21 protein-coding genes and 1 tRNA gene are annotated in these 17,160 nt (G+C 39.4%); 13 read left to right on the top strand and 9 right to left on the bottom strand.

The features are described from left to right. Window positions 1-24 precede the first annotated feature (24 nt). Together IPZ59_RS08810 and IPZ59_RS08805 are read right to left on the bottom strand one after the other, a co-directional pair. Window positions 25-462, bottom strand: a complete 438-nt coding sequence (locus IPZ59_RS08810; protein WP_236139490.1) for a GNAT family N-acetyltransferase — start codon at window positions 460-462, stop codon at window positions 25-27. Next, entirely contained in the window at window positions 419-1,420 is a 1,002-nt protein-coding gene (locus IPZ59_RS08805; protein ID WP_236139489.1) for a PhoH family protein, read from the bottom strand. Before IPZ59_RS08805 ends, IPZ59_RS08810 begins: the two co-directional genes overlap by 44 nt. Window positions 1,421-1,524: 104 nt before the next feature. Between IPZ59_RS08805 and IPZ59_RS08800 the strand changes: the two genes are divergently transcribed. The 3 genes from IPZ59_RS08800 (at window position 1,525) to IPZ59_RS08790 (ending at window position 2,837) form a co-directional block, all read left to right on the top strand. After that, on the top strand, window positions 1,525-2,298 hold the full coding sequence (locus IPZ59_RS08800; RefSeq protein WP_236139488.1) for an SAM hydrolase/SAM-dependent halogenase family protein: 774 nt from the start codon (window positions 1,525-1,527) through the stop codon (window positions 2,296-2,298). A 1-nt stretch (window position 2,299) separates the two neighbouring features. Then, on the top strand, window positions 2,300-2,596 hold the full coding sequence (locus tag IPZ59_RS08795) for a putative quinol monooxygenase (RefSeq protein WP_236139487.1): 297 nt from the start codon (window positions 2,300-2,302) through the stop codon (window positions 2,594-2,596). Window positions 2,597-2,753: 157 nt separating this feature from the next. Further along, window positions 2,754-2,837, top strand: a tRNA-Leu gene (locus IPZ59_RS08790). Between the two features lie 565 nt (window positions 2,838-3,402). Here the strand turns inward: IPZ59_RS08790 and porT are convergent. Continuing rightward, window positions 3,403-4,203, bottom strand: coding sequence for a type IX secretion/gliding motility protein PorT/SprT (gene porT / locus IPZ59_RS08785; protein WP_236139486.1), 801 nt, complete (start codon window positions 4,201-4,203; stop codon window positions 3,403-3,405). Further along, the gene (ubiE, locus tag IPZ59_RS08780; protein ID WP_236139485.1) at window positions 4,152-4,874 is read right to left on the bottom strand and encodes a bifunctional demethylmenaquinone methyltransferase/2-methoxy-6-polyprenyl-1,4-benzoquinol methylase UbiE; all 723 of its coding nucleotides are present in this window, start codon (window positions 4,872-4,874) and stop codon (window positions 4,152-4,154) included. Before ubiE ends, porT begins: the two co-directional genes overlap by 52 nt. A gap of 143 nt (window positions 4,875-5,017) precedes the next feature. Between ubiE and yihA the strand changes: the two genes are divergently transcribed. The 3 genes from yihA to IPZ59_RS08765 all read left to right on the top strand — a co-directional run bounded on the left by yihA (window position 5,018) and on the right by IPZ59_RS08765 (window position 6,466). Then, entirely contained in the window at window positions 5,018-5,623 is a 606-nt protein-coding gene (gene yihA / locus IPZ59_RS08775; protein ID WP_236139484.1) for a ribosome biogenesis GTP-binding protein YihA/YsxC, read from the top strand. Window positions 5,624-5,699: 76 nt separating this feature from the next. Further along, window positions 5,700-6,134 (top strand): DUF5606 family protein, encoded by a 435-nt coding sequence (locus IPZ59_RS08770; protein WP_236139483.1) that lies wholly within the window; start codon window positions 5,700-5,702, stop codon window positions 6,132-6,134. A gap of 32 nt (window positions 6,135-6,166) precedes the next feature. Beyond that, window positions 6,167-6,466: a hypothetical protein gene (locus tag IPZ59_RS08765; RefSeq protein ID WP_236139482.1), complete on the top strand. Its 300-nt coding sequence runs from the start codon at window positions 6,167-6,169 to the stop codon at window positions 6,464-6,466. A gap of 63 nt (window positions 6,467-6,529) precedes the next feature. Here IPZ59_RS08765 and fbp read toward each other — a convergent pair whose 3' ends face one another. Then, window positions 6,530-7,570, bottom strand: a complete 1,041-nt coding sequence (gene fbp / locus IPZ59_RS08760; RefSeq protein WP_236139481.1) for a class 1 fructose-bisphosphatase — start codon at window positions 7,568-7,570, stop codon at window positions 6,530-6,532. A 58-nt stretch (window positions 7,571-7,628) separates the two neighbouring features. Between fbp and IPZ59_RS08755 the strand changes: the two genes are divergently transcribed. After that, entirely contained in the window at window positions 7,629-8,906 is a 1,278-nt protein-coding gene (locus tag IPZ59_RS08755; protein ID WP_236139480.1) for an aspartate kinase, read from the top strand. Here the strand turns inward: IPZ59_RS08755 and IPZ59_RS08750 are convergent. Together IPZ59_RS08750 and IPZ59_RS08745 are read right to left on the bottom strand one after the other, a co-directional pair. Continuing rightward, on the bottom strand, window positions 8,898-9,782 hold the full coding sequence (locus IPZ59_RS08750; RefSeq protein ID WP_236139479.1) for a fructosamine kinase family protein: 885 nt from the start codon (window positions 9,780-9,782) through the stop codon (window positions 8,898-8,900). The two genes, IPZ59_RS08755 and IPZ59_RS08750, sit on opposite strands and share 9 nt — an antisense overlap. Continuing rightward, window positions 9,769-10,278 (bottom strand): low molecular weight protein-tyrosine-phosphatase, encoded by a 510-nt coding sequence (locus tag IPZ59_RS08745; protein WP_317208047.1) that lies wholly within the window; start codon window positions 10,276-10,278, stop codon window positions 9,769-9,771. The genes IPZ59_RS08750 and IPZ59_RS08745 overlap by 14 nt, the downstream gene beginning before the upstream one ends. 487 nt (window positions 10,279-10,765) lie before the next feature. On the opposite strand from IPZ59_RS08745, the gene IPZ59_RS08740 reads away from it, so the two are divergent. After that, window positions 10,766-11,395, top strand: coding sequence for a peroxiredoxin (locus IPZ59_RS08740; protein ID WP_236139478.1), 630 nt, complete (start codon window positions 10,766-10,768; stop codon window positions 11,393-11,395). A gap of 49 nt (window positions 11,396-11,444) precedes the next feature. On the opposite strand, the gene IPZ59_RS08735 is transcribed toward IPZ59_RS08740, so the two are convergent. Beyond that, window positions 11,445-12,242, bottom strand: a complete 798-nt coding sequence (locus IPZ59_RS08735; protein ID WP_236139477.1) for an FkbM family methyltransferase — start codon at window positions 12,240-12,242, stop codon at window positions 11,445-11,447. 160 nt (window positions 12,243-12,402) lie between these two features. Here IPZ59_RS08735 and IPZ59_RS08730 point away from each other — a divergent pair, with 160 nt between their 5' ends. From IPZ59_RS08730 to panB, 5 genes are all read left to right on the top strand, one after another. After that, window positions 12,403-13,263 (top strand): glycosyltransferase family 2 protein, encoded by an 861-nt coding sequence (locus IPZ59_RS08730; RefSeq protein WP_236139476.1) that lies wholly within the window; start codon window positions 12,403-12,405, stop codon window positions 13,261-13,263. Then, window positions 13,263-14,267 carry a Stealth CR1 domain-containing protein gene (locus tag IPZ59_RS08725; RefSeq protein WP_236139475.1) on the top strand — a complete coding sequence of 335 codons (1,005 nt, stop codon included), beginning with the start codon at window positions 13,263-13,265 and terminating at the stop codon, window positions 14,265-14,267. Before IPZ59_RS08730 ends, IPZ59_RS08725 begins: the two co-directional genes overlap by 1 nt. A 6-nt stretch (window positions 14,268-14,273) precedes the next feature. Then, the gene (gene rsgA, locus IPZ59_RS08720; RefSeq protein ID WP_236139474.1) at window positions 14,274-15,197 is read left to right on the top strand and encodes a ribosome small subunit-dependent GTPase A; all 924 of its coding nucleotides are present in this window, start codon (window positions 14,274-14,276) and stop codon (window positions 15,195-15,197) included. 72 nt (window positions 15,198-15,269) lie between these two features. Next, window positions 15,270-15,773: a phosphoribosyltransferase family protein gene (locus tag IPZ59_RS08715; protein WP_236139473.1), complete on the top strand. Its 504-nt coding sequence runs from the start codon at window positions 15,270-15,272 to the stop codon at window positions 15,771-15,773. Between the two features lie 6 nt (window positions 15,774-15,779). Next, window positions 15,780-16,601, top strand: coding sequence for a 3-methyl-2-oxobutanoate hydroxymethyltransferase (panB, locus tag IPZ59_RS08710; RefSeq protein WP_236139472.1), 822 nt, complete (start codon window positions 15,780-15,782; stop codon window positions 16,599-16,601). A 19-nt stretch (window positions 16,602-16,620) separates the two neighbouring features. On the opposite strand, the gene IPZ59_RS08705 is transcribed toward panB, so the two are convergent. Next, window positions 16,621-17,085, bottom strand: coding sequence for a hypothetical protein (locus IPZ59_RS08705; RefSeq protein WP_236139471.1), 465 nt, complete (start codon window positions 17,083-17,085; stop codon window positions 16,621-16,623). Between the last annotated feature and the right edge of the window lie 75 nt (window positions 17,086-17,160).

Genomic DNA, 17,160 nt, shown 5'->3' with positions numbered 1-17,160 from the left:
CCCTTAAAATTTGTCTTTAGTATGTTACAAATATAGTTCCATTTTGTAATGTAAGATATTACATTCTTCAAATTGCTCGCCAACTTGCTTAAAACCAAACTTAGCATACAAGGGCATAGCATCTACTTGTGCATGCATGTACAGCTTTTTCCCTTTGGTATCAGGCTGACTAGCAATATCATCTACTACAGCTTTGACCAATGCTTGGCCTACCCCGAGTGAGCGTTTTTCTTTTAAGACGGCAAAACGTTCCAATTTCATTCCCTTGTCAGTATAACGCCACCTGGCGGTACCTGAGGGATCTCCGTCCAGTTTAGCAAGAAAATGTGTTGAGGTTGGTTCAAACGCATCATACTCTTCAGAGGGGTCTACTTGCTGTTCGATCACAAATACTTTTTCCCGAATGCTGAATATAATGTCAAGCTGTTCCTGTGTCTGGACCTTTTCTACTGTTATGGACATCTCTTTTTTCAAATTTCTCAGCTTCTTCTCTATCGTAAGCCTCAATAATGGATTTCACCAGTTTATGACGAATAACGTCTTTTCCACTCAAGTTGACTATACCAATCCCTTTTACATCTTTTAGTATTCGGAGTGCCTCTTTCAATCCAGACCGTTGTCGATTGGGCAAGTCCACTTGGGTTTGATCACCCGTGATGATGACTTTGGAGTTTGGCCCCATCCGTGTTAGAAACATTTTTATCTGTTCACTAGTAGTATTTTGCGCCTCATCCAGTAAAACAAAGGCATCATGAAGCGTTCTACCCCGCATGTACGCAAGAGGGGCAATTTCGATCACTCGAGTCTCCTGATAGTATTTTAATTTTTCGGCAGGGACCATATCACTCAGTGCATCGTAGATCGGTCTCAAGTACGGATCTAGCTTCTCTTGTAAGTCCCCTGGCAGAAAGCCAAGATTTTCACCAGCTTCCACGGCAGGTCTAGTGATGATGATTCGTTTTACCTCTCTATTTTTAAGGGCTCGAACGGCCAAGGCTACTGCTATATACGTTTTGCCCGTCCCCGCTGGTCCCAAAGCAAACACTAAATCATTTTTGAAGGCTGCATCCACCAATTTCCGCTGATTAGCAGATTTTGGTTTCACTACCAATCCCTTATTACCATAGACAATTACATCATTGACCTCATCATTTTGAAATGGGGCATTTTCTAGTGCAAGATACTCCTTGACATTTTCTGGCGTTAAATGTCCAAAACGATTGAAATGCTGAAATAGCATATTCAAAAGATCATTGATTCTTAAGATCTCAGGCGCTCTGCCTTGGATGCGTATCTCATTCCCTCTAGAGATAATTTTACTTTGGGGAAAAGCATCGGAGATTTGTTTAATATTTTCATTTCCTGCACCTAAAAAATCAAGGAGCGGAATGTTTTCCAACGTAATTACTTTCTCTACCAACCTGTTGTATTTGATTAATGAATTCTGTCTATGGTGTAAAGAATAAATTCCTAATTTTGTTCACACCTATCACAAAAATAGAAAAATTTAACAGACTTGCACTTATGGCACTGATAACATTCACCTCGGATTTTGGAGAACGGGATTTTTACGTTTCCGCTGTCAAAGCAAAAATGTTATCAATCAACCCTCAATTGATAATTGTGGACATCAGTCATCAGATTGATCCTTACAATACCGCGCAAGCAGCTTTTTTAGTGAAGTCTATTTACAAAGACTTCCCTAAGGGAACAGTGCATCTATTGGCAATGAATGGTACTGCCGCCAAAAAGGATGGATTCATTGCGATCAAGCATGAAGAACATATTTTTATCGGCCCAAATAACGGTGTATTGAGCCTGCTTTCGGAGCAGGAACCAGGAATTATAGTCCAATTGACTGATGCACATATCCAAGGGACTACGTTCCCTACCAAGGATTTATTGGCACCTATAGTCGCAAAAGTCGCGAGCGGTGCAGCTATTCATGACTTTGGCGGACCTCTCCGTTCCATCAAACGTATGATTGGAAGACAATTTAAAGCCACCAAACAAGAAATCGTAGGACATATTCTACAAATAGATAATTACGGAAATATGTTGACCAATATCCCCAAAGACGTATTTGATTTACTTAATCCAGGGAAATTTACCATCCGATTTGGTAGAGAAGAATCTACGGTAGTTCATCAATCGTATGAAGAGGTGGATTATGGGGATTGTTTTGTGCTGTTCAATAGTCTGGGGGTAATGGAAATCGGAATCAACCAAGGCCATGGCGCAGACTTATTGGGATTACGAGTAGATTCACCTATATACATAAACTTCGATAAAGAATAAGATGCTAATCAGAGTCGTACGCATGCAGTTTCATGAAGAAAAGATCGATGCATTTTTGGAAAACTTCCATGCAAACAAAGAAAAAATCCGGAATTTCCCCGGTTGCCATCATTTAGAACTGTGGCAGGATGAAAATTTTTCAACTATTTTCATGACGTACAGTCATTGGGAATCAGAAGAAGCACTGAATCAATATCGTGATTCTGAATTATTTAAAGGAGTATGGGCATTTACCAAGACTTTATTTGCTGGGAAGCCTACTGCATTTTCTTCAAAAAAAATTGTAGAACTGCCTTGACAAAGCTTGCAGGAAAAAAAAATAGTATTCATATTTGCATCCCGTTCAGCAAGGAACGCAGATAATTGAAATGCCCAGGTGGCGGACCTGTCCGCCTTACTAGATTTAAAACTAGAAATAATACCTGGCAATTAAAAAAATGCGCTTGCAACACTATGCCCAGGTGGCGGAATTGGTAGACGCGTTGGTCTCAAACACCAATGAGGTTACACTCGTGCCGGTTCGACTCCGGCCCTGGGTACTTAGAATAAAAAAGGTCCTTCTCAGATGAGTTGGATCTTTTTTTATGACATAAGCTGGAGGAGAAATTTATCCGGATGACAATCGGGAACTCCGGGTTTAGGTACTTCAAGTAAAAAGCTCCTTCTTTAATTTGATGGAGCTTTTTTTGTCTCAGAGTTGAGCAATTTCACTTTTACTTCAGGCAAAAAAATTTCCTTTCTCACGAAAGCGAAACATGTGTTCCAAAGATCTTTCAGAGAAGCTCAAAAATGACACAGTTCTTGTTCATCAAAAATCAGATCGCAGTCATTGCTGCCCTTATTTTCTGTAATGGTAATTCATTACAATTGTTCGTTTATGTATCCCAAGCCTTTGGACCACCCCGTGCAGATTACTCAAGGTTTTTCGCATGCCTACAATTATCTGTATGATATGAATGCTAACTTAAACTGCCAGGGCTGAGTTTAACACTACGAGCCACACGACATTAACTTGTTCTATCAAAATGTACGAACGATACTTTTCATATTGACTACTTCCCAACTTTTCCCCATCAAAACATTGAAAAAGTTAACACTTCTACATCATTGAAAATGCAGGTATATTGTTATCGATTTTCTGCGCATCTCTGCAATGGCATCTCTAAAAATTGGGTCGGTAGTTTCTGGTCTGTAAATATTCAATAAGCCATGAGAAAACCGTATCTCCGGTGAAAACTTGAAATACTTAAAATACATATCAAAACCCATTCCTAGATCAAGCGTAAAGTCTCTACCAGTAGTAACTAATCCATCCAAATCAGCCTCATCTTGCGCCTTCGTCCGCCACATGGCGCTTCCTCCACCCATAAAAAACATGCGACTGTTATTAAAACGCTGAGCTTTGTACTTAAACAGTAATGGTAACTCGACCATCGTTGCTTCCGTCACGACAGTTTGGGTTCCTGATGGAAGGTTAGAAATACCTCCCGGTGATTGTATGATGGAAGGATCAAGGTTAGATTCGTAATAGTTGATATCGGTCCTGAACTCATAAAACCCGATTTTGGGCGTCAACAATACATTGAACTGATCGTGAATCCTAAATACTCCCAAAAAACCTAAGGAAAACCCAGGAGTATATACCGGTGTAATGCTTCGAATGTTAGCCAAATTGGTATTTGCTCCATTCAAAAATTCTTCTGAATACTTTAATTGGTAATAATTGGTATGCCCTGCAAGAAAAAAACCGTAAGATATCAATTTATCATCTTGCCCTGCTTTACTAATCTCACCAAATCTCGCTTGAGCCCAAGCTTGAGAAATAACTAACGTAAAAAAAAGAAGGGGAAGAATTACTTTTCCCCAATGTAGATCGAACTTATACCGAAAGTTAATGGCTTGCATTGCGTGTTTTTAAAACCTACTTTTTCCAAAACGTTAAGAAAATCTTGACCATCTGGAAAAACCTGTACTGACTCGGGTAAGTAAGTATAGGCTGAATTATCCTTGGAGACCAATTTCCCAATCTGAGGCAAAATATATTTGAAATAAAAGTTATATCCTTGTTTCATCGGAAATTTTTTTGGCTTTGAAAACTCCACAATGACTGTTTTTCCTCCAGGCTTCAATACTCGAAACATGTCAGACAGACCCTTTTCCAGATTTTCGAAATTCCTAACACCAAAGGAAACGATCACTGCATCAAACTTATTGTCTTCGAACAAGAGTTTCTCAGAATCTCCCATTTGTAAATCAATAATGTGATCCAGTTTTTTCTTTTTCATCTTTTTCTTCCCCTCATTCAACATTCCTTCCGAAATATCAACACCAATGATTTTATCTGGATTCAAAGCCAATGCTTCAATAGCAAAATCGCCAGTGCCCGTCGCAATATCTAAAATCAACTTAGGTTGATCTTTTTTCAAGAGCTTAACAGCCTTCTTTCTCCAGGTGATATCAATCCCTAAGCTCAACAGGTGATTTAAAAAATCATACTTGTGGCTAATGTTATTAAACATCTCCGCAACCTGCGCTTTTTTGCCTTCTTCCTTGTTTTTGTATGGTACTACTGACATGTACGTATTTCTAATAAACTGCAATATTACTAAGATAACCTGAGCATAGGAAAATTGTTGGAAATTAAATCCTAATCCTATCTCATACCTTGGATAAACTATTTCTAGTTGAAAAAGATTACCTTTGTCAAAAAATTACAGCAATGATCAAGAAAGCGCAATTTGTCATCAGCAATACCGACCACGAAAAATGCCCTGCACCCGACAAACCGGAGTTTGCCTTCATCGGAAGATCCAATGTGGGAAAAAGCTCTCTGATCAACATGCTCACGAATAATAAAAATTTAGCAAAAACCTCCGGAAAACCAGGTAAAACGCAACTAATCAATCATTTTTTGATCGATGACAAATGGTACATGGTGGATTTGCCAGGTTATGGATTTGCAAAAGTGAGCAAAGACATCAAATCCACTTGGGAGAAAATGATTGCGGATTACATGCAAAGCCGTCCTAATTTAGTGGCTGTATGTATTTTGATTGATTCCCGATTGGAGCCACAGAAGATCGATATGGAATTTATCCTGTGGTGTGCGGAAAGTGACTTACCATTTGTACTTGTTTTTACCAAAGCAGACAAACAAGGTCCTACCAAAACAAACGCCAACGTCCGTGCATTCTTAGATAAAATGGTAGAAATGTTTGGAGAGGAACCACAGTATTTTGTGACGTCTGCTGAAAACGCTACCGGAAAAGCGCCTCTTACCACATTCATTCAAAATGAAGTAGATGAATACCTTACAGGTGAGTAAAGAGAATCACTTCAGAGAATCCCTTGGTCATTGATACCTATAGTATATATTTGCAGCCTTAATCAACAAATCGACTATGAATTTTAACGAAATAGCTACCGTAGCTGGTAAACCTGGTTTGTACAGAGTATTGAAACCTACCAGAGGTGGCGTCATCCTGGAATCCTTAGACAGTAAAAAATCTAAATTGGTCGTAGGTTCCAATCAGCGTGTCTCCATTCTGGGAGAAATTTCCATGTACACGATGACTGAAGAGGGCGCGTCTCCACTTGAAGAAATCCTGAAAACTGTTGAAAAAGAATTTCAAGGAGACTTGGGCATTGATAGCGGTGCGGATGCTGACGAGTTAAGAGCATTCTTAAAACATGTATTGCCAGATTTTGATGAAGACAAGGTGTATCCTTCCGATATCAAAAAGTTGATTTCTTGGTATCATATCATCCGTGAATTTGCTCCGGAGGTGTTAGAAGAGACTTCGGAAAACACTGAAGAGACTCCAACAGAAGAATAAACCGTTTAAGGGAGTCAAGGCTCCCTTTTTTTATGAAAAATCAGGATTTAAAGCAGGCATTTCAATTAATATCCAAGGACTTTGAGTTGGAGGAGAAATCTTTCGCTGACTATGAAGACCTGTTAATAAAACTGACAGAAGTAGTCAGGCAGCTTCTAAATAGAGATTTCGAGAAATTACTCCAGATTTGCTACCGGATTGATTTAGGAGAACAGGAATTAAATCGACTTCTTTATAAAACCGATCCTGAATCCATGGCGGAAGAAATTGCTGCATCTCTTATCAAACGCCAATTAAAAAAAGTGGAAATCCGAAAAAAATACAGCCCCTAGGATAAAAAAAAGCCCCACCAACATTGGATAGGGCTTTCCATTACCGTTATTCACCTTTTTCAATTAATTCTTAATCTTGGATTCCTGTTGTGCTTTCAAGAACTCCTCTGCTTTGGCGACCATTTTGGGTGAACCAATGTACAAAGGTGTACGTTCGTGCAAGCTGGTAGGGTTGATATCCAAAATCCTGATATGGCCATTTGTTGCTGCCCCACCCGACTGTTCTGCAATAAATGCCAAGGCATTCGCTTCGTACAACAACCTCAGTTTACCACTCGGCGCTTTTGTAGTAGCAGGATAAATGTAGATCCCCCCTTTAAGCAAATTCCTGTGAAAATCTGCTACTAAACTCCCAATGTATCGTGCACTGAAATTTCTTTCCTTGCAATAATCCAAATACTTTTTCAAGCCATCTTCAAATTGGTAGTAGGAACCCTCATTGATACTGAATATTTTACCGTCCTCAGGAGCTTGCATGTCCGGATGAGAAAGGAAAAATTCACCCAAAGATTGTTCATACGTAAAGCCATTCACACCATGACCAGTGGTATATACAAGCATAGTCGAAGAACCGTACAAGACATAGCCCGCAGCTACTTGCTGATTACCAGGCTGCATAATGTCTTCTACCGTAATAGGACTTCCTACTGGCGTTTTCCTCCGATAAATAGAAAAGATGGTACCAATGGAAATATTGACATCGATATTAGATGAACCATCCAAAGGATCAATAGCTACCACATACTTTCCAGAGCCGTTTTGTAAATCAATCACCTCATCATCTTCTTCCGATACTACAGCACAAACCTCCCCTCCTTTTGTCAGCGCACGGGTAAACCGGATATTGGCAATCACATCCAATTTTTGTTGTTCTTCTCCTTGGACGTTGGTTTGTCCAAATGCTCCTCCGATATTTGCCAAACCTGCTCGGTTAGTCTCACGATTTACTATCTTTGAGGCCAATGCGATATCTCTTAGCAACTGGGAAAGTTCACCGGAAGCATAAGGGAAATCGTCTTGTTTCATCTTGATAAAACGGTCTAAAGTAACACCAACCGAATAGGCTATAGATGAAGTGCTGGGGATGTATTGTTTAATTTTCATTCTCTTAGAAAAATACAATTAGTGAATTATTTACTGGAAAATTACGAGGAAATTTCTGATGTCAAAAACTTTTGTTTTTAAATTTGGAGGCGCGTCCGTAAAAGATGCAGGTTCCATCAAAAACCTTTCTGAAATTTTATTCAATCGATTGCGAAATGGGCTCGTAATCGTGATTTCGGCTATGGGAAAGACAACCAATCGCCTAGAAGAAATCTTGCAAATTAAATATAGACAAGAAGACTATTCTTCAAATATTACCATTTTAAAAGAGTTTCACCTTGAAATATGTCGACAGCTCTTTGAAGAGAATTCTTCGATTTTTCCAATTGTATCGAATCTTATCACCCAACTGGAAAAGCAATTGGAGCGTAGCTTAACGAAAGAAAACTATGATTACTTCTACGATCAGGTAGTTTGCTATGGTGAACTCCTTTCGAGTAAGATTCTTCAAGAGTATTTATGTAGCAAGGGATATATTTGTGTCTGGCAAGATGCACGGGAAATCATTCAGACAGATAGTAATCATCGATTTGCCAAAGTAAACTGGGATCAAACCACCGCCAATTGCCAAAAGCAGTTAGCTCCAAAACTGAAACAATTCCCAGTCATTGTACCTGGCTTTATAGGAAGTACTGTGACAGGAGACTCTACTACATTAGGGAGGGAAGGTTCTGACTTTAGTGCCGCCATCCTCGCTAGCTGCCTTCATGCACAATCCGTAACCATTTGGAAAGATGTACCTGGAGTGCTCAATGCTGACCCGAAGCGTTTTTCAGATACAGTAAAATTTGAAGAGCTGGACTATCATGAGGCGGCAGAACTTACCTACTACGGCGCTTCCGTCATTCATCCAAAAACCATCAAGCCCCTAGCAAATGCTGGAATACCTCTATTTGTCAAATCTTTTCTCCAACCCACGGAAAGCGGCACTAAAATCCATCACATGGATTACATCAATGAAAAAATCCCCTGCATTGTTGTAAAAGATGACCAATCGCTTCTATCTTTTAAGGTGACTGACTTTACCTTTATCAATGAAGGTCATATACAAGAGATTTATCAAGGACTCAATGAGTTAAAACTCAAGGTCAACCTTCTTCAAACATCCGCCATTAGTATTTCCATCGTTGTAGATAGACAAGATTTTAAGATTGAAAAACTCATTGCCAACCTGCAGGATGCTTTTCAGATTCGCTTCAATGAGCATTTACAATTGATAACCATCAAACACCACAACCCCATCACCATAGAAAAAATCATCAAGGGTAAAGAAGTGATCATGGAACAGATCACCCGAACTACCTTTCAGGTACTCCACAAACCTGCCTCAAGTTAAAAATTTACGGAGTGTTTTCGCAATTCCCGAAACGTAGCTTTCTCCAAAAAGTAAGACATGCACCAATAAAGGGTATAATTGATGGATCTCTACCCGCTGATCAAATCCTGGTTCCAATGGAAAAAAATCAAAATAGGTTTCATAAAAGGCTGGATCAAAACCACCAAACAGTTTGCTGAAAGCGATATCCATTTCTCTGTGCCCATAATAGACAGCTGGATCAATGAGGCATGGCTTTCCTGTACTATCGATCATGACATTACCAGACCAAAGATCTCCGTGGAGAAATGCTGGCCTTTCCACAGGAAGCAGCTCCCCAATCAACGGATATAACTGCTGAAAATTTTTATAAAACTCCAACGATAAAAAGCCCTCGTAATAAGCTTTTCCGGCCAAGGGTTCAAGCCGATTTTCCACATAAAAATCTGCCCAAGTTTTCTTTGGATCGTTAATTTGAGACAAAGAAGCTATATAATTATCCTCATCCAAGCCAAAGGAAGGTCGAGTGTTCATGTGAAGTTGTGCCAAGCCTTCACCTAATACTCTCCAAAAGTCTGGCTGTCTCCGCTCAGAATCTATCCATTCCATGAGCAAGTAGTTTTGTCCTTCTACATTTCCATAAGCAAAAATCTCAGGCACTTTTAAATCCGGAGCATACAGCCTCATCTTCATCAACCCCGAAGCCTCTCTTTCAAAAATGTCGTGATAAGTGGAGAAATTGGTTTTCAAAAAAAAACGTTGGTTGGATGTCTCTAGGTAAATACCTTGGTTAAGGGTACCGGCAGCAATGAGCCTTGAATTTATAAGCTGCTGTTCGCTTCCAAAACTCTCAAAAAGTACGTGTTGAAAAAAGCCAGTCGAATCAAACAAGTTCATGGTTATTTTCCTTCAACACTTGCAGAAACCGATCGATGGCATCATCTAGGATTTCGTAAACATTCTCAAATGCTTCCATCCCTCCGTAGTATGGGTCTGGAACTTCCATTGATGCTGCATCTTCCTGAAATTCGCGAATCAAGTGCAAACGCTCATGAGACATCCCTTGCTTACTGATGAATTCCTCTACATTTTTTTTGTTGGAATAATCCATGACCAACAGATAATCAAACTCCCGAACATCAATCCGATTAATTTGTCGAGCACGATGATTGATAGGAATGTTGTGATTCGTGGCACAGGCAATGGTGCGGTCATCCGGAAGTTCTCCGATGTGAAAATCCGATGTGCCACAACTATCACTTCTAAACTGATGGTTCAATCCATGCTGATTTACCTTATGATTGAAAATTGCTTCAGCAAGCGGCGACCTACAAATATTACCTAGACAAACGAATAGAACTTTTACCATTTCAATCAATTTCCAATGAAACATCTAAAGTACAAATTTTTAAAGGGCTTGCCATGCAGGTCATAGAAATATTTTGGCTATGCTATCAAAACTTGAGGCCCTTTGCTGAATCGAAAAGACCTTTAGACACGAGATACTCCTAATTCAATGTAATTTTTTGCTTGACAGAAAAGTAAAGGAAACCCAAATAAAAGACAATTGTACAACATCAGAAAAAGCAGATTTCTAGACGAGTGATTTTCCAAAAAATAAAATTAAAAGAACTCATCAAGCATTTTTACCAAATTATTGATTTTATAAATGAGTCATACAATTTATCAACCATATTTTATTTTACAACGCTTGGGAAAGCAAGGTGGGAGTTGTAAATTTGTATTTCCATTAGTGAACCTGAATGACTGCTAATGGTTTAACACACTAAACCCAACAATGACAACAAATTTGTATTCAACCACTCGTTGGTTGGAGCAAACTGTCTTAAACTTTAACAAAACAATTAAATTATTTTACTATGTCATTAGTAGGAAAAAAAGCTCCTGTTTTTACAGCAGGCGCAGTAATCAACGGAGAAGAAATCATTGAAAACTTCTCTTTACAGCAGTACATTGGACAGAAAGAAGTAGTTTTCTTTTTCTATCCAAAGGATTTTACATTTGTATGTCCTACAGAAATTTTGGCTTTCCAAGAGAAACTGGCTGAATTCGAAAAAAGAGGTGTTGCTGTAGTAGGTGCATCTACGGATACAGAAGAGACTCACTTGGCTTGGTTGATGACTCCAAAAGCAAATGGTGGTATCGAAGGTGTAACTTACCCTATCGTAGCTGACGTTGCTAAGACAATTGCACACAACTACGGTGTATTAGCAGGTGAGTGGAACTATAACGAAGATGGTCAATTGACTTTCGAAGGAGCTCCAATAGCTTACAGAGGTACATTCTTGATCGATAAGCAAGGAGTCGTAAGACATGAAACAATCAACGACTTTCCATTAGGAAGAAATATCGATGAGATGATTCGTTTAGTAGATGCTTTGCACCATGTTGAAAAATTTGGTGAGGTATGTCCTGCAAACTGGGAAGAAGGAAAAGAAGCAATGTCTGCTACCAAAGAAGGTGTTGCTGACTATTTGAGCAAAAACTAAGATTATTGGTTTTATATATTTGCCCCGGGTCACAACTCGGGGCTTTTTTTTATAATTGAAACCCTACTTTTATCGCATATGCATCACGTCCAACATAATGGTTTTCATAGCCATTGTTCTCGAGATAAGCAACACAGATAGCACGAGTTTCTTCATCAAAATGCTCATCTTCATAGACGATAACCTCTGGTTTGACCTGAGATAAATCTATCATTTTTAAGATTTCAAAATCATATCCTTCTGTATCAATTACCAACAGATTTAATGGGGTTTCCCCAAGCATACTAAGAAGTTGCTTTGCTGTTATGGTGGATATAACTCGAGGTGCAATCCACGATTCTTTATGCTTAGGTAAAACAACTCCTGCTTTTTTTGCTTTTTTTTGAATCGTTCCGTCTTCGATTTTTCTTTGAAGAACAGACTTATCAAAACTTGACAAACCCGTCGCCCAGCGGTCGGAACTAAATGAAATAGTAAACAGCTCCATACTTCCTGAAACTGGAGCTAAGGCAGCGTTGATTGTTTGTATTTCTGGTCTTTGATGATGAATTTTTGTTAGCCAACCTGCATATACATCAGGCTGAGGTTCTAACATAATACCTCTCCAACCATCTCTTTTGATGAATTTTTGTATAGGATCATAAATGAATCCATCGTTTGCACCAATTTGTATAAAGGTAATTGGTGCGTATTTTTTTGAATACTGATCCAAAAATTCTGCTAGTGTATTTTTTGGTGGAGAATAAAAATACTTATAAAAGCCAAGGTAGAACAGATTTTCATTTGCACACAAATTAAATCTAAACTGATTATATCGTTTTTTGAAGAAATGCTTTATTCTACCCATAAGAAATTTTAGTACATCTAAAATAATACAAATTTTATATTTTTTGAATTTTATTTCAATAAATCAACTTACTTAAATACCAAGCCTTTTTCCCATTTGAACTTACATTTTCATTTTAGCATTTATAAAAGTACTTTTGGCATGTTAATTCTTCTTACTAATGGGTTCAACTATTAATTCATCATCCAATAAAAAAATCGCTGTCATCACCATGGCTCGCAACGATGACTTTTTTTTGACACGATGGATAGCATACTATGGAAAAGAATTGGGAGAAGAACATTGTTACATTTATCTGGACGGTGAGGATCAGCCTGTTCCTGCCAATCGTGGAAAGGTCAATGTTTTTCATGAAAAAAGAGTAGCTGAACACGTCGTCAAAGCGGAAAAGAGAAGACTTGGCTTTTTGTCCACAATAGCTAAATCACTTTTGGAGACCTATGATATGGTAATAGGAGTCGATGCTGATGAATACTTGGTAGTAGATCCCTCAATAGGCAAAAGTCTTGTGGCCTATCTTAGTGAAATCCCAATTGACCCTTGTGTCTCAGGCTTGGGTATAGATGTTGGACAGGATCGAAATTCAGAGCCTATCCTCGACCGGAGTCTTCCGTTTTTAGGACAGCGAAGCTACGCTTTGCTTTCATCCCGCTACACCAAACCTTCGGTGATTTCCAAACCTGTGAATTGGGGTTCTGGTTTTCATCGGGTCAAAGGCCATAATTTCAGAATTGATCCCAATTTGTATCTTTTCCACTTTGGGTCAGTGGACTATGATATGATTTTGGACAGGTTCAAGGACAAAGACCGCATGGCCACGGGCAGAGCTGGGCATATCAAAAAAAGAGCACGTACGATTGACATAATTACCAATTCCAAACCAAAAGTAGATGAAAAATGGTTGCGCTTGGCTAGAACCTTGCAAACTTTTGCACGCCCCATATGGGCTTGGAACAAGCCGACCATGCTCAAATGGAAGCTTGTGGTGAGGATTCCAGATAGATTTAAAGGAATTGTTTGATGAGTAAAAGCAGCAACATACCAATTGATGCAGTGATTACTTGGGTGGATGGGGAAGACCCTGTGCATATGACCAAGATGAGTAAAGCGTTGAAGGGAATGGCAAGAAAGCATATTCCCGGTGCAGAAAAAACGCGTTTTGGCAATGCCAATGAACTGCAATACAGTATTCTTTCGATCTTAACATTTGCACCTTTTGTACGCTATATTTTTATAGTCACTGACGAGCAAACCCCTGCCATTGACGAAATCGTCCAAGAGTACTTCCCCCAACGATGGAAGGATATCCGGATTATTGATCACCGAGAACTATTCAGAGACCATTTAGAATATTTACCTACTTTCAACAGTCGGTCTATTGAGGCCATGTTGTGGAAAATCAAGGATATTTCCGAACATTTCTTCTTTTTGAGCGATGATATGTTTTTGATCCGACCAACCAAGCCAACCGATTTTTTTGTGGCTGATCAACCCGTCATGAGAGGCACTTGGCTGCTGAGGCCTGTGCTACGAAACATTTGGAATCAACTGAGAACTTATTATCATCATCAACTAGTCTCTAATAAGTCATTTCAACCTAAGCCTTCTTTTCATGTAGGGCAATGGAACGCAGCCCATCTATTGGGATTCCAGTCAAGATACTTTTTTTCCAGTCATACCCCACATACCGTAAAAAAATCACTTGTAGAGAACTACTTCAACGAAAATCCCGAAATACTCATCAACCAAATCAAACATCCTTTCCGCCACAATGATCAATTCAATTGTGCAGCATTTTATTACCATCTATCCATAAATAATGGCAACAAGGAGTTTGCAAAACCTTCTTTTGTTTTTTTACATCCTTTTGGTCGCAAGAATGGTTATATTGATAGAAAATTAAAAAAAGCCGAAGAAAATTCAAACGCTATTTTCATGAATATCCAAAGTTTGGAACTTTGTACCGCAGATGAACAACAACAGATCATCCAATGGATGAAGGGGAATTTATCGCTTACCGAATAAACTGGAATGAAAGGAAGAGTCATCAAGTCAACAGGCAGCTGGTATGTTGTACAGACTGAAAAAGGAGCGAAAAATGCCCGCCTCCGGGGAAAATTTAAGCAAGAAGATTTAAAACTGAGCAATCCAATCGCCGTAGGAGATTGGGTAGTCTTGGAAAATGAGGAAGATTTAGAGTCCACAGTCATAAAAGACATCCTTCCGAGAGAAAACTATATCATCCGTAAGTCCACCCGTAAAGCGCATCACTCCCACATCATTGCCTCTAACATTGATCAGGCTTTTTTGATCGTGACGCTGAAAAATCCGCGAACGTCTTTAGGGTTTATCGACCGGTTTTTGGTGAGTACTGAAAGCTTTCGGATCCCCGCTAGCATCTTGGTCAATAAAATGGATTTGACCTTCAAAGACAAAGAATTAGATCATCTTCAGGATATTCGAGAAATCTATGGACCCTTGGGCTATCCAGTCTATGAGATTTCGGCACTGAATGACGAGGCACTTATTGCTCAATTTAGTCCTCTTTTGAAGGGAAAAACAACCTTGCTATCCGGTCATTCTGGTGTTGGGAAGTCTACCTTGCTCAACAAACTCGTTCCTGATGCCAAGCAAACCACCAAAGAGATTTCCAAGTTCAGTGCCAAGGGGGTTCACACCACTACCTTCGCCGAAATGTTTGCCGTTGGACCTAACAGCTATCTGATTGACACACCGGGCATCAAGGAGTTTGGGGTTTTAGATATCGATGATTTTGAGCTATCCCATTACTTTGTGGAGATGCGCCAATACCTTGGGCAATGCCATTACAATAACTGCCAACATGTCAATGAACCCGGCTGCGTGGTGCTTGAGAAATTAGAGGAAGGCTATATCCATCCCTACCGCTACGATTCTTACATCAATATTCTCACTGAAGAGGACAGTCACCGTTAGTAAAAAGGCAACGGGCTTTCTTTGAATACCGCATGCATTTCTTTAATTTTCACACCTGAAACACATCCATACATGAGCGACACAATGACCTTGGTTCTCAATCATAAAGAGATCAACCGGAAAATCACCCGCATGGCTTATGAAATTTACGAGCGTAACAATGAGGAGCAAGAAATCATTTTTGCCGGAATTACTGGGATGGGATTAATCTTGGCCAATCTATTGGCAACATCCTTAAGTGGTATATCTGGAATAAAAACAAAAGCCATCGAAGTACAACTAGACAAAAAATCAGTAGCAGAAGCTCCCATTACGTTGAGCGAGCACATATCTGTAGAGGGAAAAGTCGTCATTGTCGTAGATGATGTATTGAACACAGGAAAAACCTTGGTCTATGCCCTTTTCCCCTTTTTGCAGGATCATGCTAAAAAAATAGAGGTTGCCGTACTTGTCAATCGCAGCCATACACGCTATCCGGTAACTCCTGACTACACGGGTCTTGAATTGGCCACTACGCTGAGTGAACATATTACCGTAGATCTAAGCAAAGATAATTTTACAGCCCACTTACACTAATCCAACATGTCCATACACCAATCTTCCAACATCAAGCGCATCACCACTCACATTTTACAGGAAATGAAAAATCGTGGAGAGAAAATTTCCATGTTGACTGCTTACGATTTTTCAATGGCTGGGATTGTGGACAGCGCAGGCATTGACATTATTTTGGTGGGCGATTCAGCATCCAATGTGATGGCTGGACATGAGACAACACTGCCGATTACCTTGGATCAGATGATATACCATGCTACCTCCGTAGTACGCGCTGTCAAAAGAGCTTTTGTGGTGGTGGATATCCCTTTTGGTTCGTATCAGGGGAATAGTTCGGAAGCCCTGCGATCAGCTATCCGCATCATGAAAGAGTCGGGTGCACATGCCATCAAAGTAGAAGGAGGTTCTGAAATCAAAGAATCTGTCATCCGTATCTTAAGCGCAGGTGTTCCTGTGATGGGACACTTGGGATTGACACCACAGTCTATTTATAAATTTGGAACATATACTGTACGTGCCAAAGAGGAAGCCGAAGCCCAAAAATTGATCGAAGATGCTAAGATCCTCGAGGAGTGTGGTTGTTTTGCCATAGTATTAGAAAAAATCCCCGCAGCATTAGCAAAAAAAGTGGCCGAAACAGTTACCATACCTGTCATCGGAATCGGTGCAGGTCCGGATGTGGATGGTCAGGTCTTGGTGGTACATGATATGTTGGGCATTACACAAGAGTTCAAACCACGGTTCTTACGACAGTATGCCGATTTGCGTACTACGATGACACAAGCTGTGGAGAATTATATCGCAGATGTGAAGGCAAGAAGCTTCCCTACGGAAGGGGAGAGCTATTGATTTTGAACCTTTTTTGACCTCAATAGCTGTACCACTTCCCTTTTTTAATCGCTTTACTATCTAAGATGGTTAACTTATACATACTCCTATCTTTCATTTGAAAGAAAAAAGGAGTTGAAAAATCAGCATCAGCATCTGCCAAACCATCCAATATCTTGTTATGAAGAGAATTTTGGTCCTTAAAAATGGCTACCTTATCTTCATCCTGAAAGTTTGTCAATATGACCACATCAGGCATTTCTCTTACACTAGTTAAAATCTGAATTTTATCCGTATCAGATACTTTTTCATCATCAAAAAATAATATACATACCCCATCATCACTGCTGGAAATAGACTCGTTAATCTTTTTATAATACGAACTAAACCAACTATAAATCGACTTTTCGTAGGATTGATAAACACCTTTGATCTCAACTTCGCAACTGACCAAATGAAGTAAGATAAAGATTGCAAAAAACACACTTATAGCTCTTCTCATCATTTAAATTTTTTTAAACTAAAACAGACACTAACTTAACAATACGAGTTTAAAGTTTATTACCAAAAACAAAAACTT

The organism is Mongoliitalea daihaiensis (assembly GCF_021596945.1).
Taxonomy (GTDB): domain Bacteria; phylum Bacteroidota; class Bacteroidia; order Cytophagales; family Cyclobacteriaceae; genus Mongoliitalea; species Mongoliitalea daihaiensis.
This window is presented reverse-complemented; position numbering and strand designations above follow the sequence as displayed.

Coding starts and splice junctions, on each gene's coding strand:
- IPZ59_RS08810 (WP_236139490.1), bottom strand. CDS start 462: ATGTCCATAACAGTAGAAAAGGTCCAGACACAGGAACAGCTTGACATT.
- IPZ59_RS08800 (WP_236139488.1), top strand. CDS start 1,525: ATGGCACTGATAACATTCACCTCGGATTTTGGAGAACGGGATTTTTAC.
- IPZ59_RS08795 (WP_236139487.1), top strand. CDS start 2,300: ATGCTAATCAGAGTCGTACGCATGCAGTTTCATGAAGAAAAGATCGAT.
- porT (WP_236139486.1), bottom strand. CDS start 4,203: ATGCAAGCCATTAACTTTCGGTATAAGTTCGATCTACATTGGGGAAAA.
- ubiE (WP_236139485.1), bottom strand. CDS start 4,874: ATGTCAGTAGTACCATACAAAAACAAGGAAGAAGGCAAAAAAGCGCAG.
- yihA (WP_236139484.1), top strand. CDS start 5,018: ATGATCAAGAAAGCGCAATTTGTCATCAGCAATACCGACCACGAAAAA.
- IPZ59_RS08770 (WP_236139483.1), top strand. CDS start 5,700: ATGAATTTTAACGAAATAGCTACCGTAGCTGGTAAACCTGGTTTGTAC.
- IPZ59_RS08765 (WP_236139482.1), top strand. CDS start 6,167: ATGAAAAATCAGGATTTAAAGCAGGCATTTCAATTAATATCCAAGGAC.
- fbp (WP_236139481.1), bottom strand. CDS start 7,570: ATGAAAATTAAACAATACATCCCCAGCACTTCATCTATAGCCTATTCG.
- IPZ59_RS08755 (WP_236139480.1), top strand. CDS start 7,629: ATGTCAAAAACTTTTGTTTTTAAATTTGGAGGCGCGTCCGTAAAAGAT.
- IPZ59_RS08750 (WP_236139479.1), bottom strand. CDS start 9,782: ATGAACTTGTTTGATTCGACTGGCTTTTTTCAACACGTACTTTTTGAG.
- IPZ59_RS08745 (WP_317208047.1), bottom strand. CDS start 10,278: ATGTTTCATTGGAAATTGATTGAAATGGTAAAAGTTCTATTCGTTTGT.
- IPZ59_RS08740 (WP_236139478.1), top strand. CDS start 10,766: ATGTCATTAGTAGGAAAAAAAGCTCCTGTTTTTACAGCAGGCGCAGTA.
- IPZ59_RS08735 (WP_236139477.1), bottom strand. CDS start 12,242: ATGGGTAGAATAAAGCATTTCTTCAAAAAACGATATAATCAGTTTAGA.
- IPZ59_RS08730 (WP_236139476.1), top strand. CDS start 12,403: ATGGGTTCAACTATTAATTCATCATCCAATAAAAAAATCGCTGTCATC.
- IPZ59_RS08725 (WP_236139475.1), top strand. CDS start 13,263: ATGAGTAAAAGCAGCAACATACCAATTGATGCAGTGATTACTTGGGTG.
- rsgA (WP_236139474.1), top strand. CDS start 14,274: ATGAAAGGAAGAGTCATCAAGTCAACAGGCAGCTGGTATGTTGTACAG.
- IPZ59_RS08715 (WP_236139473.1), top strand. CDS start 15,270: ATGAGCGACACAATGACCTTGGTTCTCAATCATAAAGAGATCAACCGG.
- panB (WP_236139472.1), top strand. CDS start 15,780: ATGTCCATACACCAATCTTCCAACATCAAGCGCATCACCACTCACATT.
- IPZ59_RS08705 (WP_236139471.1), bottom strand. CDS start 17,085: ATGATGAGAAGAGCTATAAGTGTGTTTTTTGCAATCTTTATCTTACTT.